The sequence below is a fragment of the Saccharopolyspora sp. NPDC049426 genome (assembly GCF_040676935.1).
Lineage (GTDB): Bacteria > Actinomycetota > Actinomycetes > Mycobacteriales > Pseudonocardiaceae > Saccharopolyspora.
Genome location: NZ_JBFAPZ010000014.1, coordinates 125,833 through 144,860 on the forward strand (window position 1 = coordinate 125,833; position 19,028 = coordinate 144,860).

General features: G+C 70.2%; 17 protein-coding genes. 7 read left to right on the forward strand and 10 right to left on the reverse strand.

Features of this window, described 5'->3' with window-relative positions; all coding sequences use genetic code 11:
- Positions 1-28 precede the first annotated feature (28 nt).
- The 4 genes from AB0J78_RS27170 to AB0J78_RS27185 all read left to right on the forward strand — a co-directional run bounded on the left by AB0J78_RS27170 (position 29) and on the right by AB0J78_RS27185 (position 4,684).
- On the forward strand, positions 29-679 hold the full coding sequence (locus tag AB0J78_RS27170; RefSeq protein ID WP_363793790.1) for a TetR/AcrR family transcriptional regulator: 651 nt from the start codon (positions 29-31) through the stop codon (positions 677-679).
- A 104-nt stretch (positions 680-783) separates the two neighbouring features.
- The gene (locus AB0J78_RS27175; RefSeq protein WP_363793792.1) at positions 784-2,100 is read left to right on the forward strand and encodes an MFS transporter; all 1,317 of its coding nucleotides are present in this window, start codon (positions 784-786) and stop codon (positions 2,098-2,100) included.
- A gap of 411 nt (positions 2,101-2,511) precedes the next feature.
- Entirely contained in the window at positions 2,512-3,525 is a 1,014-nt protein-coding gene (locus tag AB0J78_RS27180; protein WP_363793794.1) for an ABC transporter substrate-binding protein, read from the forward strand.
- Between the two features lie 13 nt (positions 3,526-3,538).
- Positions 3,539-4,684 carry an LLM class flavin-dependent oxidoreductase gene (locus AB0J78_RS27185; RefSeq protein ID WP_363793796.1) on the forward strand — a complete coding sequence of 382 codons (1,146 nt, stop codon included), beginning with the start codon at positions 3,539-3,541 and terminating at the stop codon, positions 4,682-4,684.
- A 61-nt stretch (positions 4,685-4,745) separates the two neighbouring features.
- On the opposite strand, the gene AB0J78_RS27190 is transcribed toward AB0J78_RS27185, so the two are convergent.
- Positions 4,746-5,444, reverse strand: coding sequence for a hypothetical protein (locus tag AB0J78_RS27190; protein ID WP_363793798.1), 699 nt, complete (start codon positions 5,442-5,444; stop codon positions 4,746-4,748).
- 616 nt (positions 5,445-6,060) lie between these two features.
- Here AB0J78_RS27190 and AB0J78_RS27195 point away from each other — a divergent pair.
- Both AB0J78_RS27195 and AB0J78_RS27200 read left to right on the forward strand, forming a co-directional pair.
- Positions 6,061-7,131 carry a tryptophan dimethylallyltransferase family protein gene (locus AB0J78_RS27195; RefSeq protein ID WP_363793800.1) on the forward strand — a complete coding sequence of 357 codons (1,071 nt, stop codon included), beginning with the start codon at positions 6,061-6,063 and terminating at the stop codon, positions 7,129-7,131.
- Positions 7,132-7,162: 31 nt separating this feature from the next.
- Positions 7,163-8,536: a tryptophanase gene (locus AB0J78_RS27200; RefSeq protein WP_363793802.1), complete on the forward strand. Its 1,374-nt coding sequence runs from the start codon at positions 7,163-7,165 to the stop codon at positions 8,534-8,536.
- A gap of 48 nt (positions 8,537-8,584) precedes the next feature.
- Here the strand turns inward: AB0J78_RS27200 and AB0J78_RS27205 are convergent, their stop codons facing one another.
- The 6 genes from AB0J78_RS27205 to AB0J78_RS27230 form a co-directional block, all read right to left on the reverse strand.
- Positions 8,585-9,127, reverse strand: a complete 543-nt coding sequence (locus tag AB0J78_RS27205; protein ID WP_363793804.1) for an ATP/GTP-binding protein — start codon at positions 9,125-9,127, stop codon at positions 8,585-8,587.
- 94 nt (positions 9,128-9,221) lie between these two features.
- Positions 9,222-9,584 (reverse strand): DUF742 domain-containing protein, encoded by a 363-nt coding sequence (locus tag AB0J78_RS27210; protein WP_363793806.1) that lies wholly within the window; start codon positions 9,582-9,584, stop codon positions 9,222-9,224.
- Positions 9,585-9,586: 2 nt separating this feature from the next.
- A complete protein-coding gene (locus AB0J78_RS27215; protein ID WP_132676231.1) occupies positions 9,587-10,003 on the reverse strand; it encodes a roadblock/LC7 domain-containing protein in 417 nt (138 codons plus the stop codon).
- Between the two features lie 37 nt (positions 10,004-10,040).
- Positions 10,041-12,443 carry a nitrate- and nitrite sensing domain-containing protein gene (locus AB0J78_RS27220; protein WP_363793808.1) on the reverse strand — a complete coding sequence of 801 codons (2,403 nt, stop codon included), beginning with the start codon at positions 12,441-12,443 and terminating at the stop codon, positions 10,041-10,043.
- 344 nt (positions 12,444-12,787) lie between these two features.
- Positions 12,788-13,909: a hypothetical protein gene (locus AB0J78_RS27225; protein WP_363793810.1), complete on the reverse strand. Its 1,122-nt coding sequence runs from the start codon at positions 13,907-13,909 to the stop codon at positions 12,788-12,790.
- Positions 13,906-15,399, reverse strand: coding sequence for a sodium:solute symporter family protein (locus AB0J78_RS27230; RefSeq protein ID WP_363793811.1), 1,494 nt, complete (start codon positions 15,397-15,399; stop codon positions 13,906-13,908). The genes AB0J78_RS27225 and AB0J78_RS27230 overlap by 4 nt, the downstream gene beginning before the upstream one ends.
- Before the next feature lie 289 nt (positions 15,400-15,688).
- On the opposite strand from AB0J78_RS27230, the gene AB0J78_RS27235 reads away from it, so the two are divergent.
- Positions 15,689-16,489 (forward strand): NAD(P)-dependent oxidoreductase, encoded by an 801-nt coding sequence (locus tag AB0J78_RS27235; RefSeq protein WP_363793813.1) that lies wholly within the window; start codon positions 15,689-15,691, stop codon positions 16,487-16,489.
- Here AB0J78_RS27235 and AB0J78_RS27240 read toward each other — a convergent pair.
- The 3 genes from AB0J78_RS27240 to AB0J78_RS27250 form a co-directional block, all read right to left on the reverse strand.
- Entirely contained in the window at positions 16,486-16,950 is a 465-nt protein-coding gene (locus tag AB0J78_RS27240; RefSeq protein ID WP_363793815.1) for a lipopolysaccharide assembly protein LapA domain-containing protein, read from the reverse strand. The genes AB0J78_RS27235 and AB0J78_RS27240 overlap by 4 nt on opposite strands.
- Before the next feature lie 352 nt (positions 16,951-17,302).
- Positions 17,303-18,082, reverse strand: coding sequence for a sugar phosphate isomerase/epimerase (locus AB0J78_RS27245; RefSeq protein WP_363793817.1), 780 nt, complete (start codon positions 18,080-18,082; stop codon positions 17,303-17,305).
- 25 nt (positions 18,083-18,107) lie between these two features.
- Positions 18,108-19,028 (reverse strand): sugar phosphate isomerase/epimerase, encoded by a 921-nt coding sequence (locus AB0J78_RS27250; RefSeq protein WP_363793819.1) that lies wholly within the window; start codon positions 19,026-19,028, stop codon positions 18,108-18,110.

Consider the following 19,028-nt stretch of genomic DNA (forward strand, 5'->3'; position numbering starts at 1 on the left):
TGAAGTGCAACAACCGCAGGGGAGCATCGTGGCCGCACCGACGTCCGACACCGGAGCGATCAAGCAGCGCGACGCCGATCGGACTCGCGCCGAGATCCTGCGGGTGGCCACCGAGGAGTTCGCCGACAAGGGCTACGCCGGCGCCCGGGTGGACGAGATCGCCGCGCGGACCAGCACCACCAAGCGGATGATCTACTACTACTTCACCGGCAAGGAGCAGCTCTACCTGGCCGCGCTGGAGAACGCCTACGCGGTCATCCGCGGCCTGGAGAGCCAGGTCGACGTGGACGCGCTCGAACCCGCCGAGGCCATCCGCCGGCTGGCCGAGCTGACCTTCGACCACCACGAGTCGCACCCGGACTTCCTGCGGCTGGTCAGCATCGAGAACATCCACCGCGCCGAGCACCTGACCAAGTCGGAGCTGCTGCCCGGACTGGCCGGACCGGCGGTAGAGGTGCTCGACGGCGTGCTGCGACGCGGGCGCGAGGCCGGGCGGTTCCGCGAGGACGTCGACGCGCTCGACGTGCACATGATGATCAGCTCGTTCTGCGTGTTCCGCACCGCCAACCGCTACACGTTCCAGGCGATCTTCGAGCGGGACCTGCTCGACCCGAAGCGACGGGAGCACTACCGGCGGATGCTCGGCGACATGGTGCTCGGCTTCCTGTCACAGGACTGAAACGCGGTCTTGACACACGTTCGCGGGCGCTTCACAGTCTTGAGAACTAACTAGATGGTTCATAAGTCACCGCGCAACGGTGCACGGACTTCCTGGAGCAAACAGTGACCGACGGCCCAAGAGCCACCCAGGGCAAACCGCGCAAAGCCGCGATCGCCGCGTGGATCGGAAGTGCGCTCGAGTACTACGACTTCTTCATCTACGGCACCGCCGCAGCGCTGGTGTTCAACAAGATCTTCTTCCCCACCTCGGACCCCGCGACCGGCACCCTGCTGGCGCTGGCGTCCTTCGGCGTGGGCTACCTGGCACGGCCGATCGGGGCGTTCATCCTCGGCCACATCGGCGATGCCTTCGGCCGCAAGCGGGTGCTGGTGTTCACCGTCCTGCTGATGGGGATCTCCACGGTCCTGGTCGGATGCCTGCCCACCTACGACCAGATCGGCCTGGCCGCACCCGCACTGCTGGTCGCCCTGCGCCTGCTGCAAGGCTTCTCGGCAGCGGGCGAGCAGGCCGGCGCGAACTCGATGTCGCTGGAGCACGCTCCGGCGCACCGGCGCGCCTACTACACGAGCTTCACGCTCAGCGGCACGCAGGCCGGGCAGATCCTCGCCACGGCGGTGTTCCTGCCGGTCGCCGCGCTGCCGGAGGAACACCTGGTCAGCTGGGGCTGGCGAGTTCCGTTCTGGCTCAGCGCGGTGGTCGTGATCGTCGGACTGGTGATCCGCAGCAAGCTCGACGAGACACCGGTCTTCGTCGAGGAGGTCGCCGACGCCAAGCGCGAGAAGACCCCGCTGCTGCCGCTGTTCCGCGACCACTGGGCCGACGTGCTGCGGGTGGTCGTCGCCTCGGTGATCGCCGCGGTGAGCACCATCTTCACCGTCTACGCGCTCAGCTACGCGGTGAACACCGTGGGCCTGGCCAAGACGCCGATCCTGTGGGTGGGCGTGCTCGCCAACATCGTTGCGCTGGCGGCGATCCCGCTGTTCGCCGGACTCGCCGACCGGGTCGGCCGCAAGCCGGTGTTCATCGGCGGCTCGGCCGGGTGCGCGGTGCTGATGTTCGGTTACCTGTGGTCGCTGTCGGTCGGCAGCTGGGCGCTGATCTTCACCTTCGGCATCCTGCTGTTCGGCGTCGTCTACAGCGCCACCAACGGCATCTGGCCCGCCTTCTACGGCGAGATGTTCCCGGCGAAGGTGCGGCTGTCGGGCATGGCGGTGGGCACCCAGATCGGTTTCGCGCTGGCCGGGTTCTCCCCCAGCATCGCCGAGGCCATCGGCGGTGGACGTGAAGGCTGGGTCTACGTCGCGCTGTTCACCGCGGGCCTGTGCGCGCTGAACATCATCGCGGTGGCCTCCGCTCGCGAGACCCACCGGGTCCCGACGCCCGAGCTGGGCCAGCGCAAGACCCCCGCGTTGGTCTGACCTCGGCCGACGCACCTGACGACCCCGATCTCGGCGGAGTCCCCGACCCGGACTTCCACCGAGATCGGGGTCGTCGGCGTCTCGGCACCTGCTCCGCGTGGCACGGCATTCCGCCATGTGGGACCGCCTTCTCGAGCGTTGACCTCCACGCGGGGTGCTGCGAGCATCCGTTGCGTGTTCATCCGGAACGCCTTCTCCTGGCGCCTGCACGTCGATCTGCGACGGCAGGCCAGCTCCATCTGTCCGGCTTCGTAGAGCCCTCAAGGACTCTCGGGCGGTTCTCGTGAAAACCCCGCCCCACGCTTGACACCCGGTCGGCTCCGACCAGGACCGCCCGTCCCCCTCGCGCGCGCCCGCTGACCTCGCGTCATCGGGTGGATTCGTCGTGCCTCGCAGATGGAGTGAAACACCTTGCGCCGTCGTGATTTCCTTTCCCTGGCCGCAGCCGGTTCGGCCGCCGGGCTGCTCGCCGCCTGCTCCGGCGGCCGGGGCGGTGATGCCGCGTCCGCGCCCGTGCCGCCGCCGATCCCGCCCGACCAGCTGGCCGGGGTGACCCTCCGCGTCGGCGACCAGAAGGGTGCGTCCCAGTCGCTGCTGCGCTCCGCCGGGCTGGCCGACTTCCCGTACCAGGTCGAGTGGGCGACCTTCACCTCCGGCCCGCCGCTGCTGGAAGCGCTGTCGGCGGACGCCATCGACATCGGCGGCACCGGCAACACTCCCCCGCTGTTCGCCGCCGCGGCCAAGGCCGACATCAAGATCGTCGCCGCCTCCCAGGGCAACGTCGCCAGCGACGCGCTCGTCGTCCTGCCGAACTCCCCGCTCCAGTCCCGCGACCAGCTGCGCGGGCGCAAGATCGCGGTCTCCAAGGGCAGCTCCGCGCACGGCCAGATCCTGCAGACGCTGGCGGCCGTCGGCCTCACGCCCGACGACGTCCAGCTCGTCTTCCTGCAGCCCGCCGACGCGCTCGGGGCCTTCAAGCAGGGTTCGGTGGACGCGTGGGCGATCTGGGACCCGTACTTCGCGCAGGTCCAGCTCGAATCCGGCGCGCGGGTCATCGCCGACGGGCGCGGTGGCGGCGCCAACGGCTACAGCTTCCAGGTCGCCGGCACCGCCGCCCTGGCCGACGCCCGGCGCAACTCGGCGATCGCCGACTACCTCACCCGGCTGTCGCGGGCGCACCGCTTCGCCGACACCAACCGCGAGAAGCGCGCCCAGGCGTGGTCGGAGGACACCGGACTGCCCATCGAGGTCACCCGCAAGGCCACCGAGCTGGGACCGGACCTGCCGGTCCCGCTCGACGACCGGGTCGTCCGCTCGCAGCAGGAGCTCGCCGATGCCTTCGTGGCGGCCAAGGAGATCCCGCGCGGGTTCGCCTTCGCCGACTACGTCGACAACCGCTTCGCGACCCAGCTCGCGACCGTCTAAGAGGAACTCCCCCATGCCCATCACCACGCACTGGTTCCTGCCCACCCACGGTGACGGCCGGTCCGTCGTGGACCGCCCGCACACCACGCCGACCGGGGCCGACACACCGCGCCGACCCGACATCGACTACCTCGCCCAGGTCGCCCAGGCCGTGGAGCACCTCGGCTTCACCGGCATGCTCACTCCCACCGGCAGCTGGTGCCAGGACGCCTGGATCACGACCGCGGCACTGCTGGCACGCACCAAGCGGATCAAGTTCCTGGTCGCGTTCCGGCCGGGTTCGCTGTCGCCGACGCTGGCCGCGCAGCTGGCCTGCACCTACCAGAAGGTCTCCGACGGGCGACTGCTGCTCAACATCGTGACCGGCGGTGAGTCGACCGAGCAGCAGCGCTACGGCGACTGGCTCGACCACGACGAGCGCTACACCCGCACCGACGAGTTCCTGGCGATCATGCGCGGCATCTTCGGAGGTGAGCCGTTCGACTTCGCCGGTGAGCACTACAGCGTGCGCGGCGCGACCTCCTTCGAACCCCCAGCACCGGTTCCGCCGCTGTACTTCGGCGGATCGTCGGACGCCGCGCTGCCGGTGGCCGCACGGCGGGCCGACGTGCACCTGACCTGGGGAGAACCGCCGGCGGCGGTGGGACGCAAGGTGCAGCGGCTGCGGGAGCTGGCCGCCGAGGAGGGCCGCGCACTGCGGTTCGGCCTGCGCGCGCACGTCATCACCCGCAACACCAGCGCCGACGCGTGGGACACGGCGCAGCGGTTCCTGGAGCAGATGGACCCCGCCGACGTGGCGGCCTCACAGGCCAAGATCGCCAAGACCGAGGCCGTCGGGCAGCAGAAGATGGCCGCGCTGCACGGCGGCGTCCTGCCTTCCAGCGCCCGCGACCTGGAGGTCCACCCGGGACTGTGGGCAGGCGTCGGGCTGCTGCGCGGCGGGGCCGGAACCGCGCTGGTGGGCAGTCACTCCGAGGTCGCCGACCTGATCGAGGAGTACCACTCGGTGGGCATCGACGAGTTCGTGCTGTCGGGCTACCCGCACCTGGAGGAGGCGTACTGGTTCGGCGAGGGGGTGCACCCGGAACTGGCCCGACGGGGCCTGCGCGAGAACAGCTCGCCCGGAGCCGTGCGCGACCTGGAGCCCGCGCCGCACTGATTCCGGACGCGAACCGGCCCCGGCCAGAACGAGGCGAACTGGCCGGGGCCGATCTCGTGCGTCAGTAGCGGTTGCCTCCGGGGGCCGGTCGCTGCGGAGGGCGACCGCCCGGGGCACCGGGGCGACCCGGTCCCGGGGGCTGGGCGCCGGGACGACCGGCGCCCGGTGGCGGACCCGCGGGCGGGTTTCCGCCGGGACGGCCCTGGTTGGGGGCGCCGGGACGACCCTGACCGGGCGGCGCCGGACGGCCGCCCTGGTTGGGCGGGTTGCCCTGCGGGCGCCCCTGGTTCGGGGCGGGACGACCGCCGCCTGGCGGCTGACCGCCGGGACGGCCCTGCTGCCCCGCCGGGCGGGCCTGACCGGCCCCGGCCGGACGACCCTGGTTGGCTCCCGGCCGCGCACCGGGACGACCGGCGGGCGGCTGCGCACCGCGCTCCGGACGGGAGGCCTCCGCGCGCGACGGCCTGCGGTCGTCGCGGTCGAAGTCCAAGTCGAAGTCGTCGTCATCCCGACGCCTGCGACGAGGCATGCGCATCGGGGCCTTGCCCGCCTGCTTGCGACTGTTGATCCACAGGTCGAAGCCGAAGATCACCAAGGCCATGATCAGGAGCATCAGGCCGAGCAACGGCACTTCCAGGACCAGCGCCGTCACCAGCGCGAGTACCAGCATCGTGATGATCGGTACCCACGCGAACGGGTCGATCCGGTTCAGGATCGCGGAGACCCCGCCGGAATCGTCGTGGTCCGCGTCACGTGCCATCGAGACTCTCCAACTTCACTCTGCGCCCGGCCGCGGAAGTGTACCGGAGGACGACCTCCGGACCCGCGACCGTCACCCGACCATGCGGGCCCGATCACGCCTGTTGTACGCCATCACTGACCGGCCAGGCGGACCTGGACGCCCCAGAAGTCCACCACGCCGGGCGCGACGCGAACGCGCTCCCGCGTCTCGCCGCGTCCGCCGCGCGCGGACCGCTTCAAGATCATACTCACGGAGGGGTTTCCCTTCGTTCACACCTGCACCCCCGCGGCGCGGCAATGCGAACTCGGGCGGCTGACCAGGCATGGGGTTGAATTTTTACCGGTATCCGCTGATCCACCGAGTTCCCAACGCTGAATTCCACAGTCCACTGTGGCCCCATTCCCAATTGAACAGTATTTCGGTTACGCACTGTTGATCATCGGTCGGCGCGGCGGTCACAGTGGATGATCTGCGCAGTTCGACTGCACAGCAGTCCCTTTCACGCCACGGCACACCGCTGTGAAGCCGATCTCGGATACCTTTGAACGTCAAGATCACGGGCGCTTCTGTGCCCGCCAGTCACTTTCCGGCGAACACGGAGCCGGAGTCGTAAGCCAGATTGATCGAGGCTGCAATGAGCACTGCCGACGCGACCCTTGGCGATCTCACGAGAAGGCAGCTGCACAACCTCTGCCGAGTCGTGGAAATGGACCGGACCGATCCGCTCCGATTGCTGGGCGAGGTCCTGGGCGCGGCCCGCGACCGCCCGCTGGTCCAGCCGCCGCTGTGGCCGTCCGACGTCGCCGACGACGCGACCCCGATCGAGTTCTCCGTCCAGGTCGACGACGGCGGCGAACGGCACCTGCGGATCCTCGTCGAAACACTGCCCTCCGCGCCCGGACCCGCCGCCAACCTGCGCGCCGCCCAGGACCTGGTCACCGCCCTCGCCGAGCGCTACGACCTGGCGCTGGACCGGTTGCGCGCCATCGAGGACCTGTTCAGCCCGGAAGAACCGCAGGGCAGGTTCTCCTGGTGGTTCTCCTTCATCTTCGACTCCGACGGGCGCCCCCGGTTCAAGGTCTACTTCAACCCCGAGGTGCACGGCGCGGACCACGCCCCGAAGCTCGTCCAGGAGGCGTTCAACCGGCTCGGGCTGGACGGCGCCCACCCCACCGTCGTCGACCACGCGATGCGCCGCGAAGTCGACCGGCTGACGTTCTTCGCGCTGGACCTCGACAGCGGCCCGCAGTCCCGGGTCAAGCTCTACGTCTCCCAGCACGACGCGTGCATCGACGACGTAGAGCGGGCCGCCTCCGCGGTTCCCGGCATCGACCCCGACCAGGTCGGCGACTTCTGCCGGACCCTGGTGCCCGGTGCCGAGCGCTTCCCCGGTCGCCCCCTGGTGTCGAGCTACTCCTTCGTCGAAGGCGACCGCGAGAAGCCCAGCAACTACAGCATCTACCTGCCGCTGCGCGACTACGTGCCGGACGACTCGGTGGCCCGCGAGCGCGTCCGGCGGCACCTGCGCGAGCACAGGATCGACCCGGCGCTGCTCGACGAGGTCATCGGCGCGCTCACCGACCGCGACCTGGCGGCCCGAGCCGGGTTGCTCGCGCACGTCTCGCTGCGGCTGAGCCCCGACCGGACCGGAACCACGATCTACACCTCCGCCGAGGCGTACGGCGGCACCGCGCCCGAGAACTAGTTCACCGCAACACCATCGAGGAGCACACCCCATGCCGCACCTGCGCCCCTACGTCTCCGCCGTCGTGCGCCGGATCCCCACCACCACCCGCGAGCAGCGCATCGAGGCGCTCGATCTCGCAGGTCACAACCCGTTCAACCTGCCCGCCGAGAAGGTGAGCATCGACCTGCTGTCCGACTCCGGCACCGGCGCGGTCTCCACCGACCAGCAGGCGTGGGCGCAGCGCGGCGACGAGCGCTACGCAGGCGCCGAGTCCTACTACCGCTACCGGGATGCGTTGCGGGAAGTGGCGCCCTACCCGCACCTGCTGCCGGTGCACCAGGGACGCGCCGCCGAGCGCATCCTGTTCACCGCGCTGCTCGGCGAAGGCCGGATCAGCCTGAGCAACACGCACTTCGACACCACCCGCGCCAACGTCGAGCGGCTGGGCGCCGAAGCCAGGGACCTGCCGAACCAGCAGCTGTTCGACCTCGACGGCGACCACCCGTTCAAGGGCGACATCGACGTCGACGCCGTTCGCGAGGTCCTCGACGGACCCGACGGGCACCGGGTCGGGCAGATCCTGGTGACCATCACCAACAACGGTGGTGGCGGGCAGCCGGTGTCGATGGCCAACCTCGAGGAGATCAGCGCGCTCGCGCGCGAGCGCGGGGTGCCGCTGATCCTCGACGCCGCGCGGTTCGCCGAGAACGCCTGGCTGGTCATCCGCCGCGAAGCCGGGTACCAGGACAGGACTCCGCTGCAAGTGGCGCGGGAGGCGTTCGCACTCGCCGACGGCGCCGTGGCCAGCCTGAAGAAGGACGGTCTGGCACCCGAGGGCGCCTTCATCGGCCTCAACGACACCGAGCTGGCCGACCGGTGCGAGCTCGACGTGATCGCCACCGAGGGATTCCGCACCTACGGCGGGCTCACCGGGTCCACGATGGAGCAGCTGGCGCAGGGCCTGCGCGAGGTCGTCACCCCCGAGTACCTCGCCGACCGCGAGCACGAGGCGGCCTACCTCGCCGAACGCGCGCACCACGCGGGCGTGAACACGATCCGCCCGTCCGGCCTGCACGGCGTCTACCTCAACGCCGGGCGACTGCTGCCGCACCTGTCGCCGGCGCAGTTCCCGGGGCACGCGCTGGCCTGCGCGCTCTACCGGGAGGGCGGGATCCGCTGCGCCGAACTGGGTTCGCTGTACCTGGGAACCCTCGACGAGAACGACGAGCTGTCCTCGCCCGCGCCGTTCGAGCTGGTCCGGCTGGCGCTGCCGCGACGGGTCTACGACCACAGCCACCTGGAGTACGTGGGAGAGGTCCTCGCCGAGATCGCCAAGAACCCCGAGTCGGTGCCCGGCTACCGGATCACGGAGAACCCGCCGATCCTGCGCCACTTCCGCTGCCGGACCGAGCCGCTGGGCTGAGTCCCGCCCGATGCCGGGTACCCGGCATCGGGCACCCGGGACGGGCGGTCAGGCCAGTCCCGACGGGGTCCGGTCGATCGCGTGGCGCACGAGCGTGACCAGCGCGGTCTTGCACAGATCGCGCTCACGGGCATCGCAGATGACGATCGGGACCTCGGCCGGGATCACCAGCGCGTCGCGCACTTCCTCGGGTTCGTACTGGTAGCCGTCGTCGAAGATGTTGACCGCCACCACGAACGGGATGCCGCGTCGCTCGAAGAAGTCCACCGAGGCGAACGCCTCCTGCAGCTTGCGCGTGTCCACCAGCACCACGGCGCCGACCGCGCCGAGCGCGAGGTCGTTCCACAACGGCCAGAACCGGTTCTGTCCGGGGGCGCCGAACAGGTACAGCACGATCTCGTCGGAGATGGTGATGCGGCCGAAGTCCAGCGCGACGGTGGTGGTCTCCTTGCGCTCCACCCCGCGGAGGTCGTCGATCCCCTCGCTGGCGACCGTCATCTCCTCTTCGGTGGTCAGCGGCGGGATCTCGCTCACCGCGCCGACCATCGTCGTCTTGCCGACACCGAAACCACCGGCCACGACGAGCTTCACGGGTATCGGGGCGGGATTTCCGCCACCGTCCCCGTCGCCCCGGCCGGACCGCACCGGAACAGCCCGTTCTGACCGGGTTTTCGCCTCGGTCACCTCAGAGTTTGCAAAGCCCACGGTACACCTGTTCCAAGATTTCTCGGCTGACTTCGGTACGAGGCGTGCGCACGAAGACCGCACCGTGATCGAGCAGGTCACCGCACAGGACCCGGACCACTCCCATCGGCTGCCCCAGCGCGACGGCGAGCTCCGCCAGCGACACCGGGCGTTGGCACGCCTCGAGGATCGCTCGGTGCTCGGGCGTGGGCTCCAGCCTCGGAGTCTCCGGTCTCGGCTCGACGGTGACCACCTGGGTCGCGGTGTCGAGCCGGTGCTTGTGCTGCCCAGGGGTCCGGCCGCGCGTGATCGTGTACGGCCGGACCATGGGCCCGGCCTCATCGTCGTACCACGCCTCGTCCACTGTCAGGTCCTCTCCGCCGCCAACCCGTGCAGCTCTCGCGGCGCGGCCGACAGGAACGATCCGACGCGGGTGATCAGGCGGCCCATCTCGTAGGCCACCAGCTCGATGTCGGTGTCGGCCGCCGACAGCACCGCCAGGCACGCGCCGCTGCCGGCCGCCGAGACGAACAGGAACCCGTGCTCCATCTCGACGTGGGTCTGCGCGACCTGCCCCCGTCCGAAGTCCTTGCTCACGCCCTTGCCGATGCTGCGCATGCTCGACGCCGCCGCGGCGAGCTTGTCGCCGGCGTCGCGGTCCAACCCGGCGGACTTGGCGATGACCAGGCCGTCGTTGGACAGCACGACGGCGTGGTCGGCTCCGTGCACGCCGTGCACGAAGTCGTCCAGCAGCCAACTCAGTTTCGAAGCCGTCTCGGTCATGCCCACCTCACACGCGCTTGCTTGTCGTTTGGTCTGATCACGAGTCGCCGCCGTCGGATTCGTCGAAACCGCCCCGGAACGCCCGGCGGAACCCCGCCAGCCTGCTCGGCGAGGCGATCATCGACTGCTCTTCCGCGTCCGGGTCGTCCTTGAGCCCGTCGGCCAGGTGCGTCTGCGGCACCCGCTTGGGCAGTGAGGGACGATTCGCCTTGCCGCTCCCCTCGCCGCGCTCGGCTTCCGGTTCGGAAGCGGGCGATCCCGCGGCCGTCCACTCGTGGTCGGGCGTCTCGGTGGCCCTGCCGGGGGCGGTCGACTGGTCGGTCATCGTCCCATTCCAGCTCAGTTCGCGGGGCTGCGGCACCAACGTTCGTTCGGGCTGCGCACCGTTGACCGGCTGTTGCTCCAGGTTCCCGGCGAGCTCGCGACGGCGGTCCAAGGCGCTGACCGGCACCTGCACGGTGTCGCCGTCGCTGACGCCCGCCTCTAGGATCCGGTTGGGCAGCAGGACCGTGGCGCGGGTTCCGCCGTAGGCCGACACGCCGAACTCCACCGAGATCTCCCGGCGCGAGGCCAGCCGGGCAGCGGTGAACAGGCCCAGCTGCTCGGCCTTGTTGTTCTCCAGCACGAGCCGGTCGAACTCCGGGGGCTCGTGCATCATCTCGTTGGCCCGCTGCCGGATCTCGGGATCCATGCCCAGGCCCTGGTCGGCGATGTCGATGGCGATGCCGCGCGCGGCCTCGTTGGCCCCCACGTGCACCTGGGTGTTCGGCGGGGAGAACGCGGTGGCGTTGTCGATGAGCTCGGACATCAGGTGGATCGCATCGCCCACCGCGGAACCGTGCAGCATCACCTCCGGCACGTGGCCGATGACCACGCGCGAGTACTGGTCGATCTCGGAGACCGACGAGCGCAGCACGTCCATCAGCGCGACCGGGCGGCTCCACCGGCGACCGGGCTGCTGGTCGCCGAGGACCAGCAGGTTCTCCACCGTGCGGCGGGCGCGGGTGGTGGCGTTGTCCAGGTCGAACAGCCGGGCCAGCTGTTGGGAGCTGTCCTCGTTGCGCTCCAGCTGGTCGATCGTGGTGTGCATGCCGCGCAGCAGCCGCTGGATGCGGTGGGCCATGCCCACGAACACCACGCGGGCGCCCTGCCTGGCCCGCGTCTCGCCGACGGCGGCCTGCACCGCCTCCTGCTGGAACAGCTGGATCGCGTGGGCGACCTCACCGACCTCGTCCCTGCCGTAGTGGCCCAGGGCCACCAGCTCGGCGTCGACCTCGACCGCCTCTCCTTCGCGGAGCCTGCGCACCACGTCCGGCAGCCGCTCGGCCATCGCCAGCGATTCGGTGCGCAGTCCCTGCAAGCGCGTCAGCAGCGCGTCGTCGACGACCGTGCGGTAGACGCGGCGGGCGAAGAAGAACGAGGCCACCGACACCGCCAGCGCCACCAGGCTGCCGATCAACACGGTCCACAGCGTCCCGGTCGCGCGGCTGACCGCACCGTTGGCGACCTGCTCGCTCTGGGTGCGCACCAGGTTGGACATCTCCGCGCCGATGTCGTTGGTCATCCGGCGCCAGTCCTCGACGCGCAGCTGCGGCCGCTCGTTCGGGCCGAACGCGCCGTGCTGGACGAGCAGGTCCTCGGCGGCCACCAGCTGCTTCCAGTCCGGGTTGGCGATCATCGCCTCGTACCGCTGGCGCACCTCCGGCAGCATCGTGGTCATGTTGGCCTGCACGATGGCGTGGTGGCTGACGATGTAGCCGGTCAGCTCGCGGTGCTCGGCCGGGCTGAGCTCGCCGCTGGCCAGGATCGTGCCGACCATCGACGACTCGCGGGAGAGCGTGTCGGACGCGCGGAACAGGGCGACCGCGGCCAGCGAGCCCTGGCGAGCCTCGGCGTCGGGCGTGATGCGCGACTGGATGTCGAAGAGCTTGGTCGCGGTGGCGAACATGTCGTCGTAGAAGGCGTTGAGCTCCTCGACGGTCGCCTGGCGGCTGTTGATCCGCTCGCGCACGTCGGGCAGCCGCTTGAAGTAGTCGTTGAGCTGGTTCATCGGCGCGATGACGTCGTCGGGCGCCGATTCCAGCACCGGAGCGGCCTTCTCGTCGAGCTCGTCGAGGGCGCTGTCGGTGGCGCGCTGCTGGCCGACGAGCTCGTCGATCCCCGTGCCGGGCTGGCTGATGACCTCCAGGCTGCGCAGCCGCTCGCGCTGGACCTGGTCGAGCGCGTTGACCGCGGGCAACGACATCGACTGCACGCCGGAGGCGATCTGGCGGGAGAAGAACGCGTCGAAGGCGAACAGCGAACACCCCACCGACCAGAGCACCGCGACGACGACCCACGGGACGAACACCGCCCAGGTCAGTCGCGACCGGATCGAGGAACCGCCCGGACGTCGTCTTTCTGGGCCTGGTGAGGACAGGGAGTCGTCTTGGGTCGTCACGTCCACGTTCTTTCCATCGATGGTCTTTCGCCCGCGCCAGGGCGCTTCCCGGCGGCCCGACATCACGTGCCCTCGATACGCCAGGCACCTTATCGGATGATCTTCACTCAATAGTGGAGGTTGGCGGGTATTCCCCACCACAGCTGGACGGACGACACTTCCACCGGGATTTTTCCCGCTGAACCGTGATCATGGCGAGAACGTGGGAAAAGCCCCGGACACGACCGAGGCCCACCCGATAAAGGAGCCTTCGAGATCACTCGAATGGAGTCCGGCCCCGTCGCTGAGCGGAATTCCCCCGACGATTCTCGCGAGCACACCGGAATCGAGTCGAGCCGACGGATTCAACCACCGCGATGGGCCTCGTCGGCGGCTCGCCGCAGCAGCGGAGCGCGGGCCGGACCCGCCAGCCCGAGGTGGTACAGGTGCAGCTCGCTCGCTCCGGCCGCGCGCAACCGGCGGACGTGGTCGGCCAGGTCGCCGACCTGCGGTCCGACCGCGGTCACGTAAGCGCCGACGTCGTCGATCCCGGCGGCCTTGGCCGCGGTGACCTCCTCCGGCCCCGTCGGGTTCCAGCAGGGCACGACGACGCCGTCGACCTCGTCTGCCGCGCGCGGCGTCAATCCCGGCAGGGCGCCGGTCGCCCAGGCGTCGGCGCTGCCGTGCAACAGCACCCGGCGACCCGGGCCGATCGCCTCCAGCACCGCACCGCGCAGCAGGTCGGTGCCCGCAGCGCGGGCCGCGAGCAGGATTTCGCGCAGGTCAGCGGGCAGTTCGTCGTCCACCGCGGTCAGGTCAGCGGTGGCGACGAGCCGGCGGACCTCGGCGCGCAGCACCTCCCGCACCCGCTCGGCGTCCGAGCCGGTCCAGCCGCGCGCGCACGCCGCGCAGCAGCAGACCGACAGCAGCCGGGCCGCCGCGGGCGACCAGACCGCGTCGGTCTTCTCGTGCTGGTGCTGGTGCACCGCTCCGAGCTGACCGCACGCCTCCAGGACCACCGACCGCACGTCGAGACCGTCCAGCGCGGAGCGGGTGAGCCGCACGGCGTAGTCGCGCACCTCGGCGTGCGACGGGCACAGCGCCCACGGGTAGACCTCGCCGAAGCAGTTGCGCACCGCGACGTCCGGGAACCGCCCGCCCAGCAGGGAGTTGTGGGTCAGCACCAGCCACGCGGCGACGTCGACGCCGCTGCGGCGGAGCTCGGCGACGGCCTCACCGGCGCTGTCGGGCCCCACCCAGTCGGGTTCGGCCGGGCGCAGCCGGCCCCAGCCGGTGCCCACCGGGCGGTAGAGCGCGGCGTGGCGGGCCACCACCGCGCTGCGGGTCTCGTCGAACGGCGTCGCCGCGCGAGCGCTGTGGTAGGCGACCGCGACGGCGACCTCGTCCACCCCGGACGCCGCCACCCGGTCCGCGAAACCTGGCCGCGCGTCCCAGGGATAGGCGTACCCGGTGACGTGCGCGCTCACCGCGCGGCCGCCGCTGCGGTGCCCTTCGCGGCGCGGTCGAGCACGTCGAGCATCTCGTCGACCTCCTCGGTCCGTTCGGAGGCGACGGCCCCGAGCCCGATGAACAGGGTCAGCGAGACCAGGATCGGTGTCGCCACGGTCGCGGTCTGACCGGCGTCCACGCCGTAGTAGAGCACCGCGTAGGTGATCAGACCACCCGCCCACGACACCAGCGCCGCCCGCGAACCGCAGCGGCGGAACCACGGCAGCATCCCCAGCAGCAGCGGCACCGAGATCGGTCCCATCAGCGCCGCCACCCACGACACCACGATCGACAGCACCCCACCGAGGTTGTCCGCCTGGGTGGCCACCAGCATGCTCAGCGCGATGAAGCCGAACGTCGCGATCCGACCGGCGCGCAGCCGCTGCACCTCGCCGAACTCGCGGGCCTTGCGCCACAGCACCGGCAGCATGTCCCGGGTGATCACCGCCGAGATGGCGTTGGCGTCGGAGGCGACCATGGCCATGGTGTGCGAGAACATCCCGGCCAGCACCAGACCCACCATGCCCGCGGGCAGCAGCTTCTCGGTCATCGCGGCGTACGAGGTCGTCGGGTCCTCCAGCCCCGGCACGAACAGCGGTGCGGCGAACATCGGGAACATCAGCACCAGCGGCCAGACCAGGTACAGCGCCGAGGACAGCAGCGCGCCCCGGCGGGCGGCGTGGTTGTCCGGCGAAGCCATGTAGCGCTGCGCCAGGTTCCACATGCCCCCGTTGTACTCCAGGGTTTTCACCAGCACGTACACCAGCAGGAAGACGGTCGTGTAGTCCTCGGTGACCGGCGAGAGGTGCCCGGCGGGCAGCCGGTCCCACATCGTCCACAGCCCCGAGATGCCGCCGAGCGAGGACAGCACCGCCCAGATCATCACGATGCCGGCCAGGCCCTGGATCACGAACTGCCCGAAGTCGGTCAGCGCGTCGGCCCACAGCCCGCCAGCCGTGCAGTACAGCAGCGTGACGCCGCCGGTGACCAGGATGCCCACCAGGATCGGCACTCCCGCGAAGGACTCCAGCAGGATCGACACCGCGAACCACTTGGAGGCCACGTCGAAGACCTTCAGCGAGGCGCCGCTCCAGGCCAGCGCCTGCTGGGTGGGGATGTTGAAGCGACGGGCCAGGAATTCCAGCGGCGAGGCCACGCCGAACCTGGCGCGCAACTGGTTCCAGCGCGCGGCGAACAACCAGGCCCCGATCGCCACGCCGATGCCAATGGAGGCGAATCCCCAGAAGTAGACCGTGACTCCCTGGCTGTAGGCCACTCCCGCGTAGGCGACGAACAGCACCGCGCTGTAGCCGGACATGTGGTGCGAGATCCCCGCCAGCCACCAAGGCATCCGGCCGCCCGCGATGAAGAAGTCCTTGTCGGTCTTGACCCTTCGGTGCGACCACCAGCCGATGCCGACCATCAAGCCGAAGTACCCGATCACCATGACCCAGTCCAGCGCGTGCACCGGCCCACCCCTTCACATCCGATGGCTTGGAACTCCGCGGCTTTCGAGCTCGCTGCGGGATCGTCGTCGACCCGGGCGCGTGCGCCGGATGCGTGGTGCTTGCTCGCCCAACGGGAGGAAAGCGCTTCCCAATTGAGCCGTACGGACCACACGGAATCTCCGCGCAGCCCTGAAAAACTTGTTTCGTAAAGTTCCGGAGCCGGACGCTAGTATGGCGTCGATCACATGTCAACCAGCGTTCGGCGTGGCAACACGCATCCGGAATTCCTTGATGCGAAGGGAAAACGCCTTGTCGGAACGCATCCTGATCACCGGCGCCGCCGGAGGCATCGGCACCTTGATGCGGCCTCGGCTGCGCCGCGAGGGCCGGACGCTGCGACTGCTGGACATCGTTCGACCCACCCCCGCGGCAGTCGGCGAAGCGGTCGAGATCGTCGAAGCCAGCGTCACCGACCCCGAGGCCATGGCGCGGGCCTGCGGCGACGTCGGCGCGGTGGTGCACCTGGGCGGCCACAGCCGCGAGAACAGCTGGACCGAAACGCTTTCGGTCAACATCGACGGCACCCGTACCGTGCTCGACGCCGCGCGCCGAAGCGGCGTCCGCCGGGTGATCCTCGCCTCCAGCAACCACGTCGCCGGGTTCCGCTCCACGTCGGAGGCCGCGACGCTGGCGGCGGACTCTTCGCCGCGCCCGGACACCTACTACGGGGTGAGCAAGGCCGCGCTGGAGGCGCTGGAGGCGCTGGGCAGCCTCTACCACTCGCGGTTCGGCATCGACGTGATCTGCATCCGCATCGGCGCGTGCTTCGAGACGGTGGGCGACGAGCGCGGGCTGGGCCTGTGGCTCTCGCCGGACGACTGCGCGCGGCTGCTGGAAGCGTGCCTGTCGCACCCGTCTCCGGGCTACCGCGTCATCTGGGGCGTCTCGGACAACGCGCGACGCGCGGTTCCGCTGACCGAGGCCGCCGAACTCGGTTACACGTCCCGCGACGACGCGGAGGTCGTCTTCGCCTCCGGCGTCGCCGCGAACACCTCGCACGAACTGCTCGGCGGCCCGTTCACCTCGGCTCCCCTGGGGGAACCGAACTAGGACCGCTGGCGGGCCTTCTTGGCGGCGCGGCGCATCTGGATCATGCGCGCCGTGCCCGCCAGCCACACCAGCACACCGCCGACGATCGCGGCGAACAGCAGGGCGAGGCCGATCGGCAGGCTGAACTGCAGACCCAGGAAGTGCACGGTCACCGGCGCGAAGTTCTGCGCGACGAAGATCAGCAGGAAGACCAGCACGACGCCCGCGATGGCCAGCGCGGTCCACAGCACGCCGGTCCGGCTCTGCGGCGCGAGCTCGTGCTTGCCGCCACCGGATCGCTGGACGGGCTCCCCCGCCTTCTCCACGACTCCGCTGCCGCCGGCGTCGGTTCCCCGGGCGTCCTTGCCGTTGGCACCCTCGGCGGTCACGTCCTCGGCCGTCGCGCCGTTCGCGCTCGGCTCCACCGCCCCGGACTCCCGCTCCGACCCGGCTCCAGCGTCCTTCGACCCGTTCTCAGACATACCGATCATCATCAACCGCACCCCGCCCGACACCCCACCCCACACACCGCTCCGTCACCGGTTCGATATCTCACGTCTCCGGGACCTGCGCGTACCAAGGGGCGGTCGTGGTCCGAACCGACCGGACAAAACGGATTTCGATCATGGACGATTGGGACCAAAACCGCCCACCCGACGGACGGTGGACCCACCCGACCCGTCCCGTCCGTACCGCGATTACCCCAGTAATCCGCACCCTGAACACCGCCGTAATCGGGTACCGGAATACGGCCGTGTTCGGGGACCTGATTACGGCGGTAATCGGGGTTGGGGGTGAGGTGAGGTGGGCTGCGGGGTGGGGCCTTCTGCGGGGTCAGGTGAAGGTGGATCCGCGGGAGCGGAGGAGGGATGCGTTGGTGGCGAGGAGGGCGTGGGGGTCGTGGTCCGTGGTATCGATTTCCGCTACGTGCCAGGGGGTTTCGGAGGCGGATTCGAGGACGGCGGGGACGTCCAGGGCCCCGGTGCCCAGTGGGGTCTGGGGTGTGTCGCGGGTGGCGGGGCCGTCCTTGAGGTGGACAGCTACCGCGCGGGTGCCCAGCGCGCCGAGGACCTGGACGGGATCGGCTCCGGCCGCGATCGCCCAGTAGACGTCCAGCTCGGCGAGGACCTCCGGGTGGGTGCGCTGCCACAGGCGGTCGTAGGCGGGACCGCCGGGCAGTTCGGCCCACTCGAACCAGTGGTTGTGGTATCCGAGCCGCAGACCGTCCGGGGCGTCGGCGGCGGCCTGGCCGAGGGCGTCGGCGAAGGCGTCGAGGGCCGCGGTGTCGGTGAAGGTGTCCTCGCCGAATCCCGGGATCTGACGCGGGTGCGGGATGAACGCCGTGTCGGTGCCGAGCTCGGCGCACTCCTCGGCCAGTTCCGCCACGCTCGGCAGAGCCGCGTGCGTCGCCGAGACCGCCAGTCCGGCGGCGTCGAGGTCGGCCCGGAGCTTGCGGGTGGCGGCCAGCCGTTCGGCCTGGCTCTTGGCCGGGGAACCCAGCCCGAACGGTTCGACGTAGCGGAAGCCGCTCTCGGCGAGGCGGGCCAGCGTCGCGGGCTGGTCGGCTGCCAGCTGGTCGCGGACGCTGTAGAGCTGAACGGACAGTGTCGGCAAGGACCTCACCCCTTCAGGGAGGGAATCAACCCACGATCAACGGCCGGAGGGTGCGCTGCGCGATGCGCAGACCCTGCGTGATGCGTTCGTCGTCACCGCCCCAGACGGGATCCTCGTGCTCGACGGACAGGGTGCCGGTGAACCCGTGCTCGTAGAGCCGGTCGACGACCTTCGGCCAGTCGACCTGGCCGAGGCCGGGCACCCGGTAGCGCCACCAGCCCATGTCCCAGGGGTTGCCGCCCTTGTCGACCTTGCCGAAGAAGCCGTAGCGGTTGCGCGCGGCGGGATCGAGCTCGACGTCCTTGGCCTGCGCGTGCACGATGCGGTCGATGTAGGGCGCGATGGTCTCCAGCGGGTCGATCCCGATCCAGGTCAGGTGCGAGGGATCCCAGTTGAGGTAGAAGCCCAACGAGAACATCCACTCCCACAGCTCCGGCGAGTAGGCCAGGTTGCCGGGGTAGCCGTCGGGGTGCCAGCCCTCCATCACGCAGTTCTCGACGATGAGCTTCACGCCGCGCTCACCGGCGTAGTCGACGAGTTCGGGCAGCACCCGCTGCCCTTCGGCGAGGTTGTCGGCGACCGACTTGGTCCAGTCGCGGCCGATGAAGGTCCCCACGTAGGGCACGCCGAGCGCCTGGGCGGCGTCGATGGAGTGCTTGAGGTGGGTGCGGATCTCCTCGCGGCGCGCGGGGTCGGGGTGCAGGTTGTTCTCGTAGTAGGCGAACGCCGAGAGCTCCAGGCCGTAGCGCTGGAAGAGGTCCTTGGTCTCGTCGACCTCCTTGGAGCCGAACGCGGCAACCGGCAGGTGGGCCGCTTCGAAGTCGCGGCCGCCCGTGCCCGGCCAGACCGCGACCTCCAGGGCCTCGTAGCCGTTGATCTTGGCCCAGCCGGCGACCTGCTCCAGCGTCCACTGCGGGAGACAAGCGGTGAGCATTCCGAGTCGCAT

What these genes read in the sequence shown, in the direction of transcription:
- AB0J78_RS27185 (WP_363793796.1), top strand. Translation starts at nt 3,539, where the DNA reads ATGCCCATCACCACGCACTGGTTCCTGCCCACCCACGGTGACGGCCGG.
- AB0J78_RS27190 (WP_363793798.1), bottom strand. Translation starts at nt 5,444, where the DNA reads ATGGCACGTGACGCGGACCACGACGATTCCGGCGGGGTCTCCGCGATC.
- AB0J78_RS27195 (WP_363793800.1), top strand. Translation starts at nt 6,061, where the DNA reads ATGAGCACTGCCGACGCGACCCTTGGCGATCTCACGAGAAGGCAGCTG.
- AB0J78_RS27200 (WP_363793802.1), top strand. Translation starts at nt 7,163, where the DNA reads ATGCCGCACCTGCGCCCCTACGTCTCCGCCGTCGTGCGCCGGATCCCC.
- AB0J78_RS27215 (WP_132676231.1), bottom strand. Translation starts at nt 10,003, where the DNA reads ATGACCGAGACGGCTTCGAAACTGAGTTGGCTGCTGGACGACTTCGTG.
- AB0J78_RS27240 (WP_363793815.1), bottom strand. Translation starts at nt 16,950, where the DNA reads ATGTCTGAGAACGGGTCGAAGGACGCTGGAGCCGGGTCGGAGCGGGAG.
- AB0J78_RS27250 (WP_363793819.1), bottom strand. Translation starts at nt 19,028, where the DNA reads ATGCGACTCGGAATGCTCACCGCTTGTCTCCCGCAGTGGACGCTGGAG.